15 protein-coding genes are annotated in these 20,399 nt (G+C 51.7%); 6 read left to right on the plus strand and 9 right to left on the minus strand.

Annotated elements, in window-relative coordinates; all coding sequences use genetic code 11:
* Positions 1-7: 7 nt before the first annotated feature.
* On the plus strand, positions 8-664 hold the full coding sequence (locus tag PLF13_03065; GenBank protein HOP06251.1) for a TrkA family potassium uptake protein: 657 nt from the start codon (positions 8-10) through the stop codon (positions 662-664).
* Positions 665-785: 121 nt separating this feature from the next.
* Here the strand turns inward: PLF13_03065 and PLF13_03070 are convergent, their stop codons facing one another.
* Both PLF13_03070 and PLF13_03075 read right to left on the minus strand, forming a co-directional pair.
* Entirely contained in the window at positions 786-3,008 is a 2,223-nt protein-coding gene (locus PLF13_03070; protein ID HOP06252.1) for a hypothetical protein, read from the minus strand.
* Positions 3,009-3,103: 95 nt separating this feature from the next.
* Complete coding sequence (locus PLF13_03075; GenBank protein ID HOP06253.1) at positions 3,104-3,688, minus strand: AAA family ATPase; 585 nt, start codon at positions 3,686-3,688, stop codon at positions 3,104-3,106.
* A 324-nt stretch (positions 3,689-4,012) separates the two neighbouring features.
* Here PLF13_03075 and PLF13_03080 point away from each other — a divergent pair, with 324 nt between their 5' ends.
* The 5 genes from PLF13_03080 to PLF13_03100 all read left to right on the plus strand — a co-directional run bounded on the left by PLF13_03080 (position 4,013) and on the right by PLF13_03100 (position 8,672).
* Positions 4,013-4,681, plus strand: coding sequence for a redox-sensing transcriptional repressor Rex (locus PLF13_03080; protein HOP06254.1), 669 nt, complete (start codon positions 4,013-4,015; stop codon positions 4,679-4,681).
* Between the two features lie 161 nt (positions 4,682-4,842).
* Positions 4,843-5,796, plus strand: a complete 954-nt coding sequence (locus PLF13_03085; GenBank protein ID HOP06255.1) for a tetratricopeptide repeat protein — start codon at positions 4,843-4,845, stop codon at positions 5,794-5,796.
* Between the two features lie 201 nt (positions 5,797-5,997).
* Positions 5,998-6,582 (plus strand): hypothetical protein, encoded by a 585-nt coding sequence (locus PLF13_03090; GenBank protein ID HOP06256.1) that lies wholly within the window; start codon positions 5,998-6,000, stop codon positions 6,580-6,582.
* A gap of 170 nt (positions 6,583-6,752) precedes the next feature.
* A complete protein-coding gene (locus tag PLF13_03095; protein ID HOP06257.1) occupies positions 6,753-7,748 on the plus strand; it encodes a PEGA domain-containing protein in 996 nt (331 codons plus the stop codon).
* Positions 7,749-7,829: 81 nt separating this feature from the next.
* Complete coding sequence (locus PLF13_03100) at positions 7,830-8,672, plus strand: DUF4846 domain-containing protein (GenBank protein HOP06258.1); 843 nt, start codon at positions 7,830-7,832, stop codon at positions 8,670-8,672.
* Positions 8,673-8,856: 184 nt separating this feature from the next.
* Here the strand turns inward: PLF13_03100 and PLF13_03105 are convergent, their stop codons facing one another.
* From PLF13_03105 to PLF13_03135, 7 genes are all read right to left on the minus strand, one after another.
* Positions 8,857-10,260 (minus strand): sugar transferase, encoded by a 1,404-nt coding sequence (locus tag PLF13_03105; protein HOP06259.1) that lies wholly within the window; start codon positions 10,258-10,260, stop codon positions 8,857-8,859.
* Positions 10,261-10,460: 200 nt separating this feature from the next.
* Positions 10,461-11,468 carry an aminotransferase class I/II-fold pyridoxal phosphate-dependent enzyme gene (locus PLF13_03110; protein HOP06260.1) on the minus strand — a complete coding sequence of 336 codons (1,008 nt, stop codon included), beginning with the start codon at positions 11,466-11,468 and terminating at the stop codon, positions 10,461-10,463.
* A gap of 680 nt (positions 11,469-12,148) precedes the next feature.
* Complete coding sequence (locus PLF13_03115; GenBank protein HOP06261.1) at positions 12,149-15,268, minus strand: type I restriction endonuclease subunit R; 3,120 nt, start codon at positions 15,266-15,268, stop codon at positions 12,149-12,151.
* A complete protein-coding gene (locus tag PLF13_03120) occupies positions 15,265-16,446 on the minus strand; it encodes a DUF4263 domain-containing protein (protein HOP06262.1) in 1,182 nt (393 codons plus the stop codon). Before PLF13_03120 ends, PLF13_03115 begins: the two co-directional genes overlap by 4 nt.
* A 4-nt stretch (positions 16,447-16,450) precedes the next feature.
* Positions 16,451-17,635 (minus strand): restriction endonuclease subunit S, encoded by a 1,185-nt coding sequence (locus PLF13_03125; protein HOP06263.1) that lies wholly within the window; start codon positions 17,633-17,635, stop codon positions 16,451-16,453.
* A 10-nt stretch (positions 17,636-17,645) separates the two neighbouring features.
* The gene (locus PLF13_03130) at positions 17,646-18,323 is read right to left on the minus strand and encodes a hypothetical protein (protein ID HOP06264.1); all 678 of its coding nucleotides are present in this window, start codon (positions 18,321-18,323) and stop codon (positions 17,646-17,648) included.
* 47 nt (positions 18,324-18,370) lie between these two features.
* Positions 18,371-19,930: a class I SAM-dependent DNA methyltransferase gene (locus PLF13_03135; protein HOP06265.1), complete on the minus strand. Its 1,560-nt coding sequence runs from the start codon at positions 19,928-19,930 to the stop codon at positions 18,371-18,373.
* Positions 19,931-20,399: the final 469 nt, after the last annotated feature.

The raw sequence follows: 20,399 nt of genomic DNA on the forward strand, positions 1-20,399 counted from the left end.
ATAGAGGATGAAAAAATTCGCTGTAATAGGTTTGGGCAAATTCGGCTTCCATGTCGCCAAGGCGCTGTACGAAGACCACAACGAGGTGGTAGCGATTGACGCCGATCCTTCTCGGGTTCAGGCGATCGATCCTTATTCCAGCGAGGCGCTCGTGATGGATTCCACCGATAAGGAAGCGCTCCAGGCACTCGGTCTCGAGCGTATGGACGGAGTCATTGTCTCCACCGGCACCAATATCGCGGTGAGTATTCTCCTTTGCCAGTACCTGGTCGAACTGGGTGTCAAAAGGATCATGATCAAGGCGATCAACGACGACCATGCCACTATTCTGCAACGGCTCGGCGCTACTGAGGTGATTCATCCGGAGCGCGACGTGGCTCTGCGTATCGCTCATTCCCTTTCGATGCCCAACATTCTCGATTTCATTCCGCTGTCAAAGGATTTCGAGCTGATTCAGGTCGGTCCGCCTGCGGAGTTTCTCGGGAAAACACTCAAGGACCTCAACCTTCGGCACAAGTACAACGTTCATGTCATCGCTATCAAGGACTCCGGCACCGAGGCGTTCCGCCTGGTACCTTCGGCTGATTACATCATCCGTGCCGAGGATATTCTGATCATGCTCGGTAAAATCGAAGACATCCAGAAGATCCGCGATCTGCGTTAAGGAGACGGTTCGGACAAATCTCTAATATATCATTGCAATAGTGACTCATAAAAAAACAGGCAGGCCCTTTTTTGGACCTGCCTGTTTTTATCTGATTGGTTCGAGTTCGGGGACAGGGGAACTATTTCTTGTTCGTATTGATATGTCCCAAGACGCTGTAGAATTCACCGAATACGATCTTGTCCGGCTCGAACTGATACGGTCCTAACTCGAAGCTGTCCTTCGGGCCGGTTATCTCTTCCCGGACGAACGCCAGCGCTCCGCCGGCCTGGTTCACCACCTGGATCACCACCGGCATTTTGAATTCATCCGCAACGCCTTTGATCTCGACCGTGCCGGTGACCATCCATTGATCGCCCGCCTTGTTAACGGAGTAAGAAACATCGAACTCCGGTATTCGGAAATCGTAGATCCATTCCCGGGCAAACCAGTCGAGCGATTGCCCATACTGCTTTTCAGCCAGTTGCATCATCATCGCGACGTCGATCGGCTGCATTCCTGCGATCGATGACACCTGGTGGAGAAAACTGCGGAAGGGTCGATCCGAGAAACTCTCCAGATCGGTCATCATTCCGCGCAACATGTGAAACACCCACAGCCCTTTGTTCGTCCGCTGGGTTACCGAAACCCGATCCCCTGCGGAAAGAGGCACTTCTTCACCGCGTTCCTCGACAAAGTACAATGAATCTCGGCGATTGATAAGGTTGGAATAGGCCGCTGCCCCCAGTTTGTCCTGGATATACATGATCCCCACATACTCCGGCATTGATTCCAGAATCCACTTATCTCTATTGGAGGCATATTGAAGCGTCGCAGCAAACCATTGCCCCGCCGCCGCCCGTCCCGACAGCATATCGACTCCGCCGAACGCCGCCATCTGTCCCTCGGAAACACATGAAATCTGCGGCACGGTCAGGATGCCCGGCATATCGAAATTACCCGAAGCACTTACCCAGAAATGAGACGACCAGAGACGAGGCCCGAAAGTGGTCACCATGTAATCAACCGCGCTGACTACCGACGGTTGATATACTTCGTCGGGGATATAGCAGTCCGAGTATTTCTTATCCATCAATTCCCAGTCCAAAAAGTCGATCGCGGCTCCCGATTCCGATACCACGCTTATGGTGTCGACACCGGAGGCGAAGCATTCGAAATCCAGGCGATCATACAGGTCTGTCGGCGCTACTCGGAACTGCTGTCCTGCGCTTGTCTCAACCACCTCTTCTTTTCCGGGAATGAAATAATTGTAACCTCGTGGTGTCACAAACGAGAGATCGATAGTCGTCGGTATCGGATTTTCCACCCAGGGCAGCAGCTGGTCGAAGTCGTTTCCATGGTAGAACAATGTGAATTTGACTACATCTCCCTTGTGAGCGTACTCCGGTAATACCACTCCCGTAAAATCGAAATCGTTGCGACGCTTGAAATCTATCGAGACGCCGTTCGCATAGAGCGAATCCAGCTTGAGGTTATTATGCAGGAAAAGCGAAATGAAACGGAGGCTGTCGCGGTCGATCTGTACCTCGAAATCCACCCGCGCCGAATCCAGGCTCTTACCGTCGAGTCCGGCGATATTGATCACACCCGAACGACTAAGGGCTGTGGTCGGATAGTTCATGTGCGAAAGCCCCAAGTCATCGTAGTTGTTCCTCTCGGCCCGCGGTATGCGACAAGCCTCGAAAGCATCCAGATCACCGCCGTGCCATTCATAGGATATGATTGACTCTTCCGGCCGATTGGGATCGAAAGTGTATATGTAGCGATTGAAATCTACGAAGAAATAACCATCGTCCGCTCGTTCATAACAGGATCGCAATAGTTGGAAATAATTATCGTAAGTATGGGTCATCTTCGGTTTGAAGAACACCTCTCCCTGAGGCTTCTTGGCTCCAACGTTAAATTCCTTCCAGGAGAGCTCTTTTGGCTCAAAGGCAAAAAGTTCTTCAAGCTTGAGATCGAGGTTGTCGGCGAAGCGAATGAAACAGGTTTCGAAATCCTGACTGACCGTGCTGTCGCCGGAGGCACTCAGCAGCGTCATTCGTTCGGAGTGTGAAGGCACCGCGACATCGATATGCCCCTGACCGATGAAAATGGCCGTAGTCGGTCGGTCGTTGACATAGCGCAGCAGGTGAATCGATCCTTTCTTGAAAGTGATCGTCGCCAGATCTTTCTGGTAAACGAAATCGGCGATCTCGGCCCGCTGGCCGGTATGATTGAGCAGATCACGGTTGATTTGGTCGTAATTGTCGTCGAACTCTTTCTTGAACGTCGACTCGGCATGAACTGCGCCGACCAACAGCAGTATCGCAGACAGAATAACAGTCCAGCTTCTTGCGGTCATTTATCAAGTCCTCCTGAAAGCGGTATATTACTTATATGGACGGAGTTTTGTTACGGTTTGTCAATTACCAACCTGCATCTTTATTGTAGCGGTCGCTATCGATTTTGCCGTCCCTCCGTCAACTCAAGAATGATCTTCTCTATTATTACAAGAAATGTCCGGTATTTCTTTTCGATGTCGATCTCAGCGGGTACATAATAATACCGGGGATGGGCCTTCCACACCCGAGTAGTGGCCAGCTCGAACGCCAGTGCTTCAGCTTCCGTCTCAGTCCGGATTTCATCGGTTCGATAGTAAGGTTGCCCCAAAACCGCGGAGCTGCCTAACTGTATTACCGCAAAATATCTTTCATACTCGGTTTCAATACTCGTTCCCATTTGAGCGGCCGTCTCAGGATGAAACGAAAAGGCATCGACCGTACCGCGATCAGAAACGAAGATATTCCCCTCAGCCGCTTTCTCTGCTTCGACTTGAAGACGATACACCTCGTTATGGAATTCTCCCCAGTTCTGTCTGTATGAGGGATTATCCTCAAGCAGGCGGCGTGCGATTTCACCGATGAAAACAAAATCCTCACAACAAGGCTCAAGCATCAGTCTCTTAAGGAACAAGCTCTTACCCGAAGCCGGTGCGCCGGTGATGACGATACCACGAGGGCTAATGCCGTTGTTCGAAGTCACATTTCAATTAAGTTTGATTTTTCACAAGAGTCAACTTCGAGCCGATGCGCTTGTTACATTTGGCACTAAATAGACTGCCAAGCCGACAGTTGAGGGGAACCCGGATATTTCACAACGGATCATCAGGGTTTTTCAGAAACCGGCAAAAAAGACACGAGTAGTGCTTATTGGCAATTGACAATAGATTGTAGTTCAACAAGTTAAATGTTTACCCAAAACGCTCGCGACATATTTTTCCTTGACATGATTTTAGCCGCTGGGTATAATCGACTTGTGAAGCATTTCACATATTTGACTATGACTATTATTTTCTGAGGTGAATAGATGGACGGCCGTCCGGCCCCAATACCCAAGAAGCGCATTTCCGAATCAACGATCCATCGGTTGTCGCTTTATTATCGGGCTTTGTCGCTGCTGGAGAAGGAAGATTTCGAGACCGTCTCCTCCAAAGAGCTGGCCAAGCGTGAAAAACTCACTCCCGCTCAAGTGCGCAAGGATCTGTCGTTTTTCGGGTCATTCGGCACCCGCGGCCTCGGATATCCGGTCAAAGAACTGAAAGCGAAAATCGCCGAGATTCTCGGCATCGATCGCATCTGGCGCGTCGCTCTGATCGGTATCGGCAATATCGGCTCAGCGCTGGTAAGTTACAAAGAATTCATCCGGCAGGGTTTTCATATCGTGAAATTGTTCGACAACGATCAGCGCAAGATCGGGTCGAATCACAAGGGGATCATCGTTTCGGATATCAAGGATCTCGTAACTGAGTTGCAGGAAGATCAAATCGAGATGGTGATAATCGCTGTTCCCGCTACCGTGGCTCAGTACATTGTCGATGACGTCGTGGCGGGAGGAGTTAAGGCTATTCTCAATTTCGCCCCTATTAACCTGAAAGTCCCACCGGATATCCATGTTCGTAACGAGAATATGGCAATGGAATTGGAATACCTGTCGTTCGGCATGGTCAACGATCATCCGCCGCGGCGGCAGCGCTAAATAACCTTCTGTCACGGATGACAGGAGGCTTCCTCTTTTTTCACGCTCTCCCTGGAGAGCCGGCGGCCCGTCGACCGGCGGGTCGTCTTTTTTATTGGAAAAAACCTGAAAAAGCGCAAATTACACGCGAACGAATCAGACTTTATAAAGGTAAGAAGAACATGAGATCGATTTTACTGACTGGATTGTTGCTGCTTATTGCCGCTTCCGGTTTCACGCAGAATACGGATTCCCTTAAATTCTATCTTAACCAGGGTCGTGATCAGTTTAAAAAACGCCATTACGAACAAGCGTATGAATCTCTGCAGAAAGTTCTCGGATACGACCCGACTTCCTACGAGGCGATCAAAATGCTGGCGGTCTCGGCGATCAATATCGGGAAAGCCGAAGATGGCCGTAAACTGTTCGAGAAGGCCTACCAGATCAATCCCAAGGATAAAGATATCTGCAATAACCTCGGCGCCCTTTACTCGAACCTGGGGCAATCGACCCGCGCCCTCGAGTTTTATCAGCAAGCCTATCAGATCGATACCGCCAACGCCCTGCTCATGACCAATATGGGACAGGAGTATCTTAAACTGGGCCAGGTCGGTAAAGCGATCCCTCTGCTCCAGAGAGCATTTCCGCTTGAGCCGGAGAAACCCATCATTGCTTATCTGCTGGGGAACTGCTTCGCGGCGGCGGAAATAAACGACAGCGCTTTGTACTATTACAACAAGGCTCTTGAAAAGAAGAAGACGGACGCCGAACTATATTATCGCCTTGGAACCGTGCAGCGCAAACTCGGTAAGACCGATGATGCCGTCGAGAGTTTCCAACGCTCTCTCGACATCGATCCCAACCAGCGTGACTGTAAACAAGCCCTCGCCATGATCCTTTTCAACCGCGGTGAGTTCAGCGATGCCGCCGGTTGGTTTGAATCGATTGCCATAGATTATCCTGATTACTACCCTTCATTTATAGGCCTCGGCGTTTGCCGCGGTATGCTCAACGATCTCGCGGCATCGGATTCCATTCTTACACGACTTTTCAGCGTCGATTCCACCATGGGATTTCAGATGCTTCAGATGCTCCAGGATACACGCACCCGACAGGGAGGATCTTCCTCGCACTAGCCTTTCATTGCTAACGTGATATAAACCAGGTCGGTCTTGCCGACAGCCGTCTATGACCTATTGACTGTTGGCTATATCCCATACCTTACCGACCGGGCTGTCACAGTTAACATGCTGCCGTATAAGCAGTTTGCGTCCGGCAAGAAATTTGATCCGGTATATGGCAGGCAAGATGAAACGACTGCTTCGAAAGGAGTAATTATGATTCGGCGAGTCCTTTTTGTCGGGATTCTCGTAGTCCTGTTGGGTCTGTCGGTAACGGCCCTGGCCGGCTCCAAAGCGGCTGAAAAGAAACAGGATCGGCAAGAGCTAAAAAAAGACGGCAAAATTCTAGATCAAAACCAACGGACGCTTCAGGCTCTGGAGCACGCAATAGATCTCTGGCACGACGCCAATCTCAAGAACGAGGAAAAACTCGCTCGCCAGTATATGACCCAGATCCAGGTGATTATCGAAGCCGACCTGGCATATTCTCAGAAGCAATTGGAACAGGCACAGCAAGAGAAGACCGCCTCCAACCAGGAACAGAGCGATCCCCAGGAGTCACGTTACACGCGCGTTGACGACCATCGTGACGCGGTCGATGACCGTGCCGATCTCCATCGAATCAGAGACCTGTATCAGGCAAAGAAGCGGCTCTTTTCGAGCATCAATCGCGGAACCTCGTTTTCGAATCGATTCCGTCTGCTGGGCGATTACGTCAGTGTCGTTAAGCGGCAGGTCAATGAGAACAAAATCGAGCTGGCCGAGGATATCAGCGAACTGCATGAGGACCAGCATAAGTAAAAACTTGTCCCCCCTACAGGGATATTTGATCCTGTTTGAAGCGTAAGAAGAACATCCCGACCGGATTATCCGGCCGGGATGTTTAATTTCGGGACGCCAGCGGCGCCTCTTTTTTGTTGAATGCCGGTCCCGGTCGACATTTCTTCCCGGCGATGAATGTTTGGATAAAAATGGCCTGTTGGGCAACGGTGATTCTGCTTGCGACCGGTCTTGGTGCCGCTCCGCAGGACTGGGGATTTCTCTATGTCGCCTCACAACCGCCCGGCGCCAAGCTGGTCATAGATGGCGCAGCCGAAACCGCGTACATGACCCCGGCGCTCTGCACTCTCTCTGCCGGGTCACATCGACTCATGCTTTCGATGGATCATTACCGTCCTGAAACGGTGACCGTCGCCATAACTGCCGGTGAGGTTACCCGTCAGCAGGTTGATTTCGTCAGCCTCAACCAACTTTCCGTCGAACCACCCGGCAAACTGACCGTTTTTCAGCAGTATGGCTCCCTGACCCTGATATCCGATTTCCCCGATGCAAAAATCTACCTCGACCGCGACTCGGTCGAGCCCCGTACCCCGGTAACACTGGACAATGTCGCCGCCGGACTGCATCAGGTCGTGTTACAGCTTGGGAGCATGATGTATGATACCGTGGTATCGGTCGAACCGGGTCAGGTGACGATAGTGCAGGCCTCATTCGCCGATCTGGCATCCGGGAATCCCCGGGAGGCGATCAAAGCAGTCCCCCTCGACTATGAAATTGAAATTCCCTCTTGTTTCTACCGCCGCGACTACGACAAACATCCCGAGGGAACCAATATCGCGATCAAGGGCTGCGATGTCACCGTGCGTCTGGCAACCGGTCAGGACACGCTCGATTTTTCCCATAACAATCTTTCCGAGCAGGATATCAAATTCGATCACCGCGGTTTCCCGACTGAGAAACAGGTTAAAGACACCCTGCTGACAGGTCGGATCGATATTCCGTCCGACGACAGCCTGGTGGTGGGGATCCGCGTCTTTGCAAATCCAAAACCCGGTTATGTCGATCGCGATAAGATAGATCCCGTTATCAAAAGCTACATGATACCGGCTGATTTCAACTACGGCGAGCCAATCACTCTGCGTCTGAAGATTCAACCCGACGGAACCGTTAGTTTCCGGTACTTTTAGTCCTTGTAAGAGAACGAATCACCCCTGTCCTTTCATGGGCGTGATATTAACATTTCATCCGAACAGGATGTCGGAATTGATATGGGCTTACGCTGTTTCACAGTTATCGTGTTTTACTTGTTCATGGCTGCCTCCGTCGTAGCATGCAAATACCAATGGCTCGATAATTACGACAGCACACAGACCATTGCCTCAGAGATCAAACCACCGGAAGGATTCGTTCGCTCCGAGGTCGAGCCGAATAGCTTTGCCGCCTGGCTACGCGGGCTGCCGTTACGAAAGAAGGGAACCCTTGTCCGGATGTACAATGGCCTGCCCAAGTATAATCCCCGGGTAGCACACCGTGTGATCGACATGAATATCGGCGATAAGGACCTGTTGCAATGCGCCGATGCCGCGATCCGCCTGCGGGCCGAGTATCTTTATCAACAAGGTGAGTTCGACCGCATCCATTTTAATTTCACTTCCGGCGATACGGCATCCTTTCGCCGTTGGATCAACGGTTACCGACCGAAGATAAACGGCAACGAAGTGACCTGGTCAAAAACCGCCGCTATCGATTCCTCATACGATTCATTTCAGAAATACCTGACCACGGTATACAGCTATGCCGGATCATACTCATTGAGCCGGGAACTGAAGCGCGTGTCCGACCAAAACCAAATCCAGCCCGGAGATATGTTTATCGAGGGAGGATTCCCGGGGCACGTGGTGATCGTAGTAGATGTAGCGCAACCTATCGACACCGCCGATCACGGTCGACTATTCCTGCTCGTGCAGGGATTCACTCCCGCACAAGACCTGCACGTCCTCAGGAACGGTGAGGACGATAACCTGTCCCCCTGGTATTCTACTGATTATGGTTCGGTGTTAAAGACACCGGAATGGGAATTCCCCGGCACGGCCTCGTATCGCTTCCGTTGAGGAGTATTGAAAATACCACTTCCTCCAACAGAGACAGGCCCGGCAACAAGCGAATAATCCAATCAGGCTGTACGTGAGATCACGGGGTGGTTAAGTGATCAGGTCGTTAAGAATAATCCCTAAAGCGCTAAAAAGACCAGCGCGATGAGGATCTTCTTGAGAAAGTTCCGGGACATATATTCTCCTATGAAGCACCATCGGTTTTAAGCACCGCCGGTACCGTTCGAGCCAGAATCTTGGCATCCTGCCAGAGCGACCAATTATCGATATATTCCAGATCGAGTTTCATCCAGTCCTCGAAGTCGATCTTGTTACGGCCGTTGATCTGCCAGAGACAGGTCACACCGGGACGCACCGAGAGCTTGCGATGCTGCCAGGGCTCGTACTCGGCCACTTCCTTAGGCAGCGGCGGGCGCGGGCCGACCAGCGACATGTCGCCCTTGAGAACGTTGAAAAACTGCGGGAATTCGTCAATCGAGTATTTACGAAGAATCCGTCCGACCCGGGTAATCCGAGGATCATCCTTGATCTTGAATACCGGGCCGGACATCTCATTGTGCTCTTTAAGTTCTTCTTTGAGGTCTTCGGCATTGCAGACCATCGTGCGGAATTTGTAAAAACTAAACGGCTTGCCGTTAAGACCGGAGCGCACCTGTTTGAACAGCACCGGCCCGCGCGAGTCGAGCTTGATAGCGATCGCGGCAGCGAGCATCAACGGCGCCGAAAGAATGACTCCCACCAAAGCGCCGATTCGATCCATCAGTCCTTTCACGAACAGCCGTGTCCGGCATTCCGGGACAGCGCGATACATGAGAATCGGGAGACCCTTGAGAAAACCGGGCCGGACCCGGGCCAGTTTGGGGCCGAACATTTCAGGCATGAAACAGATCGTCACTCCCATCTGTTCGGCAACATCGAAGGCGGGCTGGACATATTTGAGATCGTCCGGTTCCACCGCAATCAGGATCGCGTCGATCTGGCAGGTGGCAATAATCTCTCGGAGAGCATCGAGCTTGCCGAGGAACGGGACATCGCGATAACGCCAGAGTCCCTTGTTGCGCGGATCGATGAAACCGATCAGGAGCGTTTGCATTTCGGGTGAATCGAGAACCATATCGGCTGCTTTACGAGCTCGCGGGCCGGTCCCGATCACCAGCGCCTGTTTCTCGTAACCGGTTTTCCAGGATGTTCGAGCGCGTTCGCCCATGATTGAGAGAAACAATCGAGCGCCGAGCATCAACAGCAGGTTCAACGTTATATTGACCGCCGCAAAAAGGCCGAGAGTAAAACGATCAATCGGCCAACCGACCAGATAGATCGTCGCCATGAATCCGGCCGTTATCAGCAATTCGTTTTCGATCACCCGACGAGAGCGCATGGCGATTGAATGGGTAATCAAAACCGGACGCGGTTTACGGAGGATCTGGTTGAGAATTCGCAGAACAACCAAAGCGCCGATCATCCCCCAGAGATACAAGCCGAGCCGACCGGTCAGAGTCAGCACTACTGCCAACGACACCGCCGACAGGAGGGCCGAGCCGACCTGGCCGGTAAGCATGAGAATGATCTTCTTGACGTTGCTGTTCATGCTAAATCAGTCTGGACAAACCACAACGAACTCCTTGCGGGCAGCAAGGACTCTTTGCGGATATCGGTTAGCACCACCTTTTGACCTTGTCTAGAATTATCGACCTGCATCCGGTTGGCTTTACCGGGACTTGTAAAGAGCGCCCGGCAGACAACAGTCGATATGCAGAGGTGGTGCATCATGGCTTCTATCAGGGTTTATTATTCGTCCTCTTCGTCAGGCGGCTCGGGCACGGGTAAGCCTTCTCCCGGCCGATTCATCCTGGCCTTTTGACAGTCGATCCCTTCGGCCAGGAGAATATTTTCCGGGAGATTCGCGACGGCCTGAAGCAGAGAATCGTTGGTCGCCTGCTCCTGAACCTCATAGCGGAGATATTTCCTTAACCGGGGATAAACCGCCAGGCTTTGCAACGGCAATTTCAACGGCGCCAGAGTTTCGAGAACGGCGGTCGGATCGGCCACCCGCATAAGCAGGAAATCCGAAGCACAAATTCGACACTGGACTCCTATCCGGGCGAATCGGGTCGACAACCGCAACGACTCCTGGTGAAGCTGGTACAACCTCCCGGCGGTGGCTTCGTGGTTGATCATGCTGTCGACAATGAACCGCCGCTCCGCTTGAGACAAACCGCGACTCTCGAAAGATTGCTGGATTTCTCCGAGCAGATTCGGCGAGGTGATGATATATCCCGCCTCGGTGTTGCGGCGCGGATAAGCCGCCGTGAAAGAACGAAGAATCACCACGTTGCGCGACATGTCGACCAGCGGATAGCCGGTGATACCGAAATAATCGTAGTAGTATTCGTCCAGGATCAGCAGACCGTTGGGTACCGCTGCCGTCAGTTCCTCGATATCGCTGAGAGAGAAATTCGCCCCGGTAATGCGATTCGGATTGCCCACATAAATAATATCGTGTTTGCTTTGCAGACCGGCGATAACGGTGGCGGCTTCCCCGACAAACGGTGAATGACCGGACTGTTCGATCAGTTCCATCCCGGCTCGGTCGGCGGCCTGGGCTGTCTGAGACGGAATCGGTCCGGCTGCAACCAGATGCGCCTCGGGAGAGGCGAACAGCATCAGTAACTCACAAACCATGTCGGTGAAATCAGCATAAGGCATGACCATCGACTTCCGCGCCATCACCGAGCGGGCGACAATCGCCGTCAGGTCGCTCGAGTGCACGTGGTCAAAGGCATTGAGACTGATCATAGTAAGTGACCTCCTTGTCACATTTTTGATCCTGGTCGTCCGATTCTCAGTATTGCAAGCACGATGCCAAACTGTGCAGGAATTGAGCAGCTTTTTTGAGTCTTGTAACTCGTTGTTGTTTCAGGTGTTGCAATTTGAAACGAGTTGCCGTTTCAACGAGCCCGCCGACGGTCCGATGATGCCCCGGTATTTGTTTCCGCTTGAGCGGGACATTGATTCCGAGAGAGGTGGCCAGAGGACAGATTCCCCGTTCTTACGATCCGTCTCTTAAAAGTCATGCCGTAGCGCGGGATCCCCGTGATCCCGCGGTATTCTTCGTGTGCGGCAGTCTTGGGAGGTCAGGTTGCAAGCAACCTGACACTGCCCCCTTCGCGAATCCCACCCGAGGGGTGGGGCACCAGGCCTTCGGCGGGCAGGGGATTTCGACGATTGGTTATCCACATTTGGCGTTTGCGATATCCTTGTAACCATCTTGTGTCATGGCGGTTGTGGCGAAATGGGTTCGTTTTACGCTTTTCGTTTTTCAACCGGGAGTGGGTCAGGACCCTCGCGGTCCTGACACTGACCTATAGGACCGACTCGCGACGGTTCTTACATGGAACATGTATGGAATGTGAAGAGGGGGGAGAGCACGAGCAATGCGGTTCGGGGAAATCTTGGGCAATGCCGGACCGCCAGCCCTAAGCCGCCCAATCCCCAGCGAACAACTCTGCCTGTTTCAGGATATTCTCTGTGGCCAAGAGCTGTTGGTCTGGTGGGTAGCCAAACTTTCTTAGTGTTCTCTTTACTATAGTTCGAAGTTTCGCCTGAACGCTCTCCTTGATAGTCCAGTCGATTGAAGCGTTACTCCGCACCTTCTCGACAAGAATACGGGCCAGTTCTCTTAGCGTCTCATCACCCAATACATCCCGTGCGCTCTGGTTATTGGCCAGTGCGTCGTAAAAAGCGATCTCGTCTTCCGTCAGATTCAGTTTGTTCCCGCGCTCGTCTTCAGCTTTAATGTGTTTCGCCAGTTCGATCAGTTCCTCGATTACCTGCGCGGCGGACAAGAGGTTATTCTGATACTTCCGGATCGCATTTTCGAGCATCTCAGACAGCTTCTTCCCTTGAAGCATGTTCCGCTTCGAGCGAATCCTGATTTCGTCCGCAAGTATCTTCTTGAGTAGCTCAAACGCCAAGTTACGGCGTTTCATTCCCTTGATCTCTTCAAGGAATTCATCGGATAGGATCGCGATATCCGGCCGCTTGATACCGGCGGCGTCGAATACATCGATCACACCTTCCGAAACGACCGCTCTATCTACAATCTGCCGAATAGCCGTGTCGATTTCCTCATCCGACTTGCCGCGGCCTGTTCGCTCGAATTTCGTGAGGCGTGCTTTGACCGTTTGGAAGAATCCAACATCGTCCTTGATTGCCATTGCCTTTTCATGCGGGACCGAAAGCGCAAACGCCTTGGATAACAGCAAAACCTGTCGGATAAACCTGTCTTTGCCGTCCGGCAGTCCGAGAATATGCTCCTGAGCTTCAAGAATAATAGTCATCTTCTGCTTGGTATCAGCAGAATGGTACCGCTTGAAATCGAAACCGTTGAACAACTGACAGACGATTTCGTATTTCTCAAGCATCGTCGCTATAGCTTCGTCGATGTCCAGCGTTGGCGCACCCTGGCCGCCGCTCTCAGTATAGGTTGCGATAGCTTGCTTGAGTTCCGATGCGATGCCGATATAGTCGACGATCAACCCGCCCGGCTTATCCTTGAATACCCTATTGACGCGAGCGATAGCCTGCATCAGATTATGGCCGCGCATTGGTTTATCGACGTACATCGTGTGCAAACAGGGCACGTCGAATCCGGTTAGCCACATATCCCGGACTATGACCAGCTTCAGTCCGTCTTCCGGGTCCTTGAACCGCTCGGAAATCGCTTTGCGGTCTTCCTTGGTCGTGTGGTGAGGCTGCCAAGAGGCGGAGTCGCTCGAATTCGAGGTCATTATCACCTTCACCGCACCCTTGCGCTTATCGCCGTCGTGCCAGTCGGGGCGCAAAGCCACGATTTCTTCGTACAGGGCGACCGCAATCCTTCGACTCATTGCGACGATCATCGCCTTGCCCTCGAATACCTGCTGACGATCTTCGAAGTGCTTGATGATGTCCTTGGCGACCGTCTTTAACCGGTCGGGGTGACCGACAATTGCCTCAAGCTGAGTCCACTTGGCCTTAGCTTTTTCCTTGGCGGTCGATTCCTCGTTTTCAGTGATGGCCTCGACCTCGGCATCAAGCTGTTCTTTCTCTTGCTCTTTCAAATGGATTTTGGCCAAGCGGGATTCATAATAAATCCGGACAGTCGCGCCATCCCTGACCGCCTGGGCAATATCGTACACGTCCACGTACTCGCCGAAAACGGCTGGAGTGGACTTGTCTTCCTTCTCGATGGGCGTACCGGTGAAGCCGATAAACGTCGCGTTTGGTATAGCGTCCCTGAGATACTTCGCAAAACCGTAGGTCGTGTAGGCGTCGTCTCCGCGTACTACGGTCTTCGCCCCGAAACCGTACTGACTCCGGTGGGCTTCGTCGGCTATCACTACGATGTTCTTACGGTCGGATAACTGGTCGAACTGCTCCGAGTCGCCCTCGGGAGAGAATTTCTGGATAGTCGTAAAGACGATGCCTCCTCCAGCGACCTTCAGCAGCTTCTTCAGGTGCTCGCGATTTTCGGCCTGTACGGGGTCCTGGCGGAGTAACTGTTTACATCCGGCAAAAGTGTCGAAAAGTTGGTCGTCAAGGTCGTTTCGGTCGGTGATAACCACGACCGTTGGGTTGTCCAATTCGAGGACTACGAGGCCGGAATAGAAAACCATCGAAAGCGACTTGCCGCTACCCTGAGTGTGCCAAACAACGCCACCCTTTCTACTGCCGGAGTCACTCGCCGCTGTTTTAGTCGAGGCAACCGCCTTCTTCACCGCATAGTACTGGTGATAGGCGGCGATCTTCTTGGCGGTTTCAATCACGGTCAAGCCGGACTTGGGATCCTCGCGCTTGGTCTTCTCGAATACGGTAAATTGCTTGATAAGATCGAGCAGGACGTCCGGGCGAAGCATCCCCTTGATAATGGTCTCCAACTGTGGGACCGTTTTCGCGTCTTCCTGGCTACCATCCGATGTCTTCCATGTCATGAAGCGCGACCAATCCGCCGTCAGGGAACCGGCCTTAGCGTCCAGTCCGTCAGACGCCACCAGAATGCCGTTGTAATGAAACAGATTACCGATGGCATCCTTGTAGTTCTGAAGCTGTCTGAAAGCTTTCTTGACGGTGGCGTTCTCATCGGCTGGGTTCTTGAGTTCGATCACAACCAGCGGCAGGCCGTTTACCATCAGGACCACGTCCGGTCTCTTGTGGGCCGTGCCCTGCATAACCGTAAACTGATTACAGACGACCAAGTCGTTGTCCGCCGGATCGGCGAAATCCACCAGCCACACCTTATCACCTTTGACGCCGCTCTCGGCGAGATATTCGACATCGACGCCATTTGTGAGCATGGCGTGGAACGCCTCGTTGTTCTCGACGAGGTTCTGCGTGGGCAGATTAGCAACCATCTTCAGAGCTTGCTCGCGTGCCTCGTCGGGTACCGCCGGATTCAGCCGGTCGATGGACGCCTTTAGTCTTTGCCGAAGTATCACAACGGATGAATCGCCTCGCTCGGTTTCCCACTCTTCAGGGGACAGGTAGGAATACCCCTGCTCTTCGAGGAGTTCTATTGCGAGTTGTTCGACCGCGTCTTCTGATATCTTACTTGTCATTCGTCTTCAGATAAATCTCTGTTATAGATTGCCACAATCTCGCTACCACGTTGCATCAAATCCGTATAGGTCAGCACCTCAATACCGTGTAGCGAGTAGTTAAGTTTCCGCAGAGCTTTCAGCTTTTGTGACTTCCAGTTGCTCTTGTTTCCAATCAGAATGTAAGCCCTCGGCTTGATAATGTGCAGTTCAAGACCATACTTGTCTTTGATCTCTTCCTTCAGCTGTAGCTGATACAACTCAATATCGTTGAGGTAGTTTACGACTTGGCCAATTGCTTTGTTGGCTTCCGTAGACCATCGATACGAACCGGGGTGAGATGCGTCATCTTCGATTACGCTATGCGAAGGGAGCTTTATCTCAAGTATGTCAAGAAAGCCATCGATGGTAGGGAACAAATAGTCCGGCATGCTGCCGGTAATGTTAATCTTCTGCTTCTCGATGGCTGATTGGTAATTGACACCGAACATCCAGTTGTTCGCATATATCCAACTCTGCCATGAATTCTTCCCGGCCGTCTCTTTGTATTTCCTGCCCATTCTGTCCATGCATTCCTTCAGTTTCTGCTGAAATACAAAGATATTCGACTGCCTTTGCAGCTGCTCAAGCTGGGCTACATCTTTCTTGAGCACGGTCTCCTTGGTCTTTAAGTCCTTGATGACATTCTGGGTCTCTTGGATTATTGCTTTCTTGTTCTTTTCCTTTTGGGATAGTTCTTTCAATACCTCCGGTAATTGCTTTCCTATCTTTCTTAAATCCTTATCAGAAACTCTGGCTTTATCATATTGGTAATCCTTTGGGAAGTTCTGATTCAGGAAGAAACTTGCACCGTCCAATCCTGTCTCTCGGTAAATTGCGAAAAACCGAGAACTAGTGGCTTCCCTGTATTTCTTATAACTTATAGTAATCTGCTTTGTCGTCTTACTGCTTTGGTCATCATGAGTAAAAACGATCTTGATGACTCTGTCTTTTTCTCTGATCTTCTCATATAGATGCTTGAACCCCCTTAATGCCATACCACGCTCAAACAAAGAGAGCAGCGTGTCACCGCTTCGCTTTGACTTGGTCTTGCTTAGTTCCTTCTTAAGTTCGGGTGTCAGATAAACTTCAATATCACCTAGCTTGCCGAAGGATTTAGCATTTGTGACTTTTACTTTGATCAGTGTGGATTTAGCCATAGATTTATGCCACCCCAACTCTTATTTCCCCGCTCATCAGTTTCGGAAGCAGTGAATCGCGCAGCTTGGCAAGGATTGCGGTTTGCCTGGCATTCGTAGCCAGCTTCAACGTAAGCGGCTTTGTTATGGTAGCGTGTTCCAATAAGACGTGTGTATCGGGCACGACCGCGTTTAGTGCCCGGAAACTGGACTTGTTGATCTCATCAAATGTACTGCCACCTGCACTGGCTTTGATGCGCCTCATATTCTGTTGTACCCAACCATAGACGTATGATTGCGGAAACGCTCCATTGCAGATCATTCCTATGATCCCTTGATTTATTACTAATGGAATGGTAGCAACGGCCAGATATCCGATTGGTGCCCTGGATGACATCACAATAGTATCCGCAGGCAATACTCCCGAACTAATTTGACTTGCACCCAATTCATTTACACACCTCTCAGCGCCCATAACAACTGGGACCGATAACTGCGATAGGTCCTTCGGAGTCAAGAACGGAATAGCCCCACCATTCCAGAAATCGGGATTCTTGGTACTCGGGGTGGAGCCGCCGACACACTTAACGGAATCGCCTATCGGTCCCACTCGCCAGCCAGCCGGGATTCGTCCAAGTTCGGAGTCGGTCATCTTGCCGCCGCTGGCCTTGTAGGGCTTGCCGTTCTTGTCCGGGAAGTTAAACTCGACAAACCACTCTTTGAAGATGGCCTGGGCGATCTTCTCAAGGGTTTCGTTCTGCCTGCGGAGCAACTCGATCTTGTCGTCCAGCGACGACAGCACCGCCGCAATCGCCTTCTGCTCCGGAAGCGAAGGTAATAGAACTGGCAACTGATAGAAGGATTCCCGACTCGTGGACGGAATAGCTGATCCGCTATCCATATTGTTGATGTCATACGTAAGCAGACAGTAATACGCCCAGCGCAAGTCGAATGCTTGCTTAGGTTCAAGATAGAATGCCGTATCTATGACAAAGAACGGCTCGGGGGAGTAGTGGATCCCGCGATAGGCACCTTTGCGACCGACAACAATGCCGGGGTGAGTGCAAAGCGCTTTATCATGCCAACCGATCGGACCATTCGTTCCGTAAACACGATACCTGCCCTGCTGAGCACGATAGTCACGAAGTGACTTACCATACTCGAGTGTGGCAATATCTCCCCATTCACATTGTTGCCATTTTTGATTCATCGCATTACCATCATGAGATAAAGCCCTGTATAAGCTCTCCAACTTTGCTAACCAGCGACGCGCAACCGCCTATGGCGGCCGCACTTTTCACCGCCGTCCAAGCGGCTTGAATTATGCCCGAGTTTGGTTCAGGTTTAGCCAGTTGCGTCTGAATGGTCTGAATATCCGCAGCATAGCCGATCTTTTCAGCATCAGGTGCATCTGAGTTGGTTATTGCGTCTCGAAGGTCGGCGAGCGCTTGTCCCAAGTCACTAAACTGGGCATTGATCTGATTCCCGTCACCAAGCGTAATGATGTTCTGACCAGTTGCTTCGATTTTAATGCCGTGAAACGTCGATCTTGTGAACTCACCCGGCCCCTCAATCTTGTCGATACCTGCAGCAGTGATTTGATAAAACGTAGTGGTAGAGGGTATCATCGTCCCTCTCTTTGACTGGAACTGTTTTTCCACTTCCTTTTCTTCCACCCAGCCCTGACTGATAAGGTAGGTTAAATTGCTCTGCACCTCTTGTTGAGAAAGCATGTGTTGGGCTTTCAATTCCGCCTTGACATCGCTGATCTTTATCGCGGAACCTTTCTTGCCCATGCTACTCGTTGCATTCTTGTTGCGGTCGTAGAAATACTGGAGTAGTAGCTGGCGAATTTCGTTATTAGAGCGCGCGGGTTGTACAGCTTTCTTCTTAGCCATAGTTATTTCCCCCCTCATAATTGATAGTAAAGACAACGGAATATTTATTATCGTAAATCATATCCAACTTTCTTGAGCTGTTTCTTCATCTCCGCATTCAGCCGCTGTTCTTCTTCCAGTTGGGCCGTCAATTCGCCGGTCAGCTTCTTCATCTTCTCATCGAAAGGCACGCCGTCATCGACACCATCTGGGACACCGACATAACGGCCCGGAGTCAGCACGTACTTGTGCTTCTGGACCTCATCCAGCGTGGCCGACTTGCAGAAACCCTTTACGTCTTCGTACTTGCCGCTTTTATTGCGCCACTCATGGTAAGTGCCGGCAATGCGGGCGATATCTTCATCGGTAAAGACACGGTGGGTGCGGTCGATCATGTGCCCAACATCCCCGGCGTCAATGAACAACATCTCGCCCTGACGCTTGCGGTCTCCGTTGCCCGCCTTCTTGCGGGACAGAAACCACAGGCAGGCCGGTATGCCGGTGTTGTAAAACAATTGTTTTGGGAGAGCCACGATGCAATCAACCAGGTCGGCCTCGACAATGTTCTTCCTCATATCACCCTCGCTCGAGGTGTTGGACGAAAGCGACCCGTTAGCCAGTACCAACCCCATGATCCCCTTCGGCGACAAGTGGTAGACCATGTGTTGCATCCAGGCGTAGTTAGCGTTGCTGGTCGGAGGGACGCCGTACTTCCAGCGAGCGTCCTTGCGAAGCAGTTCGCCGCTCCAGTCGCTGTCGTTGAACGGTGGATTAGCCAGAATAAAATCTGCTTTCAAGTCCGGATGGGCATCTCTGAGGAATGATCCTTCGTTATTCCATTTAACCTGCGAGCCGTCGATACCACGAATGGCCAGATTCATCCGGCACAGGTGGTAGGTCGTCTGGTTGCTTTCTTGACCGTAAACTGAGATATCGTCGATCTTGCCCCGATGCTCTTTGACAAATTTCTCGCTCATGACGAACATGCCGCCGGAACCGCAACAGGGATCATAGACACGGCCCTTGTACGGCGCAATCATCTCGACCATCGTCTGGACTATCGACTTCGGGGTATAGAACTGGCCGCCCTTCTTGCCTTCGAGGGAGGCAAACTCGCCGAGGAAATACTCATACACGCGCCCCAACAGGTCTTTGCTCTTCGAGGCCTCGTCACCCAATGCGATATTACCGATCAGGTCGATCAGCCCGCCAAGCGAAGCCTTATCTAGATTGGGACGGGCAAAAACCTTCGGTAGAACTCCCTTGAGTGTGGGATTCTCCTTTTCGAGGGCCTCCATCGCATTGTCGACATCCTTGCCAATAGTGGGTTGTTTAGCGCGGGAGTGGAGGTACGACCACCGGGCGATCTGTGGTACCCAGAAGACGTTTTCACCCGTGTATTCGTCTTTAGCTTCCGGATCGGCCCCTTCATTCCTGGCTTCTTCCGTTTCGAGTTTGGCGTGCAGGGCCTCGAACGAGTCGCTGATGTACTTCAGAAAGATCAGCCCAAGGACGATATGCTTGTACTCGGCGGCGTCCATGTTCTTACGGAGTTTGTCGGCCGCCTTGAAGAGCGTCTTCTCGAACCGCTCGTTGTTGTTCTTTTTCTCTTTCTTTACTCGTGGCATATCTTCACTTCATTAAATCATCAAGCGTTACGACCAAGGTGTTCGCTAGCTTGTTATCGGTTTCGAGTCTTGGATCTGACGCGCGAATGGAGTTGGCTAGCCACAGTCAGAATATCCCCCCATGCGGATCGGCTTGTGAGCAAGTCGGGTTGTTCGGTCGCGGCATGGCTCCTCCCGCTCGCGCGGTAATAGCTTTGTATCTCCCAATTGCAGTCCAAAGTAAGGCTCCGATGCGAAAAAAGCAAGGGGGAGGCAATTGCAAAAAGACCACAAGAACTGTGGAGGTGGAGGGGGCGAGCGAGTATGTAAACGAAAGAGGCAATATATTGGCTATGAGTAGAAAACAGCGTGCCGCCAATCGGCGCAACGCGTGGTGACGGCAACTGTACATCGAAACCTCTTTGTGCCCCACCTCTCGGGTGGGACCTTTCTTTCCCGCGAAAGCGGGAATCAATCTTCTCTTGTGTTG

It is taken from the genome of Candidatus Zixiibacteriota bacterium (assembly GCA_035380245.1).
Lineage (GTDB): Bacteria > Zixibacteria > MSB-5A5 > GN15 > FEB-12 > DAOSXA01.

Excerpts from the sequence above, each read along its gene's own strand:
- PLF13_03130 (HOP06264.1), bottom strand. The coding sequence starts at position 18,323 with ATGGCTAAGAAGAAAGCTGTACAACCCGCGCGCTCTAATAACGAAATT.
- PLF13_03125 (HOP06263.1), bottom strand. The coding sequence starts at position 17,635 with ATGAATCAAAAATGGCAACAATGTGAATGGGGAGATATTGCCACACTC.
- PLF13_03135 (HOP06265.1), bottom strand. The coding sequence starts at position 19,930 with ATGCCACGAGTAAAGAAAGAGAAAAAGAACAACAACGAGCGGTTCGAG.
- PLF13_03110 (HOP06260.1), bottom strand. The coding sequence starts at position 11,468 with ATGATCAGTCTCAATGCCTTTGACCACGTGCACTCGAGCGACCTGACG.
- PLF13_03095 (HOP06257.1), top strand. The coding sequence starts at position 6,753 with ATGGCCTGTTGGGCAACGGTGATTCTGCTTGCGACCGGTCTTGGTGCC.
- PLF13_03080 (HOP06254.1), top strand. The coding sequence starts at position 4,013 with ATGGACGGCCGTCCGGCCCCAATACCCAAGAAGCGCATTTCCGAATCA.
- PLF13_03085 (HOP06255.1), top strand. The coding sequence starts at position 4,843 with ATGAGATCGATTTTACTGACTGGATTGTTGCTGCTTATTGCCGCTTCC.
- PLF13_03115 (HOP06261.1), bottom strand. The coding sequence starts at position 15,268 with ATGACAAGTAAGATATCAGAAGACGCGGTCGAACAACTCGCAATAGAA.
- PLF13_03070 (HOP06252.1), bottom strand. The coding sequence starts at position 3,008 with ATGACCGCAAGAAGCTGGACTGTTATTCTGTCTGCGATACTGCTGTTG.
- PLF13_03065 (HOP06251.1), top strand. The coding sequence starts at position 8 with ATGAAAAAATTCGCTGTAATAGGTTTGGGCAAATTCGGCTTCCATGTC.
- PLF13_03120 (HOP06262.1), bottom strand. The coding sequence starts at position 16,446 with ATGGCTAAATCCACACTGATCAAAGTAAAAGTCACAAATGCTAAATCC.
- PLF13_03090 (HOP06256.1), top strand. The coding sequence starts at position 5,998 with ATGATTCGGCGAGTCCTTTTTGTCGGGATTCTCGTAGTCCTGTTGGGT.
- PLF13_03105 (HOP06259.1), bottom strand. The coding sequence starts at position 10,260 with ATGAACAGCAACGTCAAGAAGATCATTCTCATGCTTACCGGCCAGGTC.
- PLF13_03100 (HOP06258.1), top strand. The coding sequence starts at position 7,830 with ATGGGCTTACGCTGTTTCACAGTTATCGTGTTTTACTTGTTCATGGCT.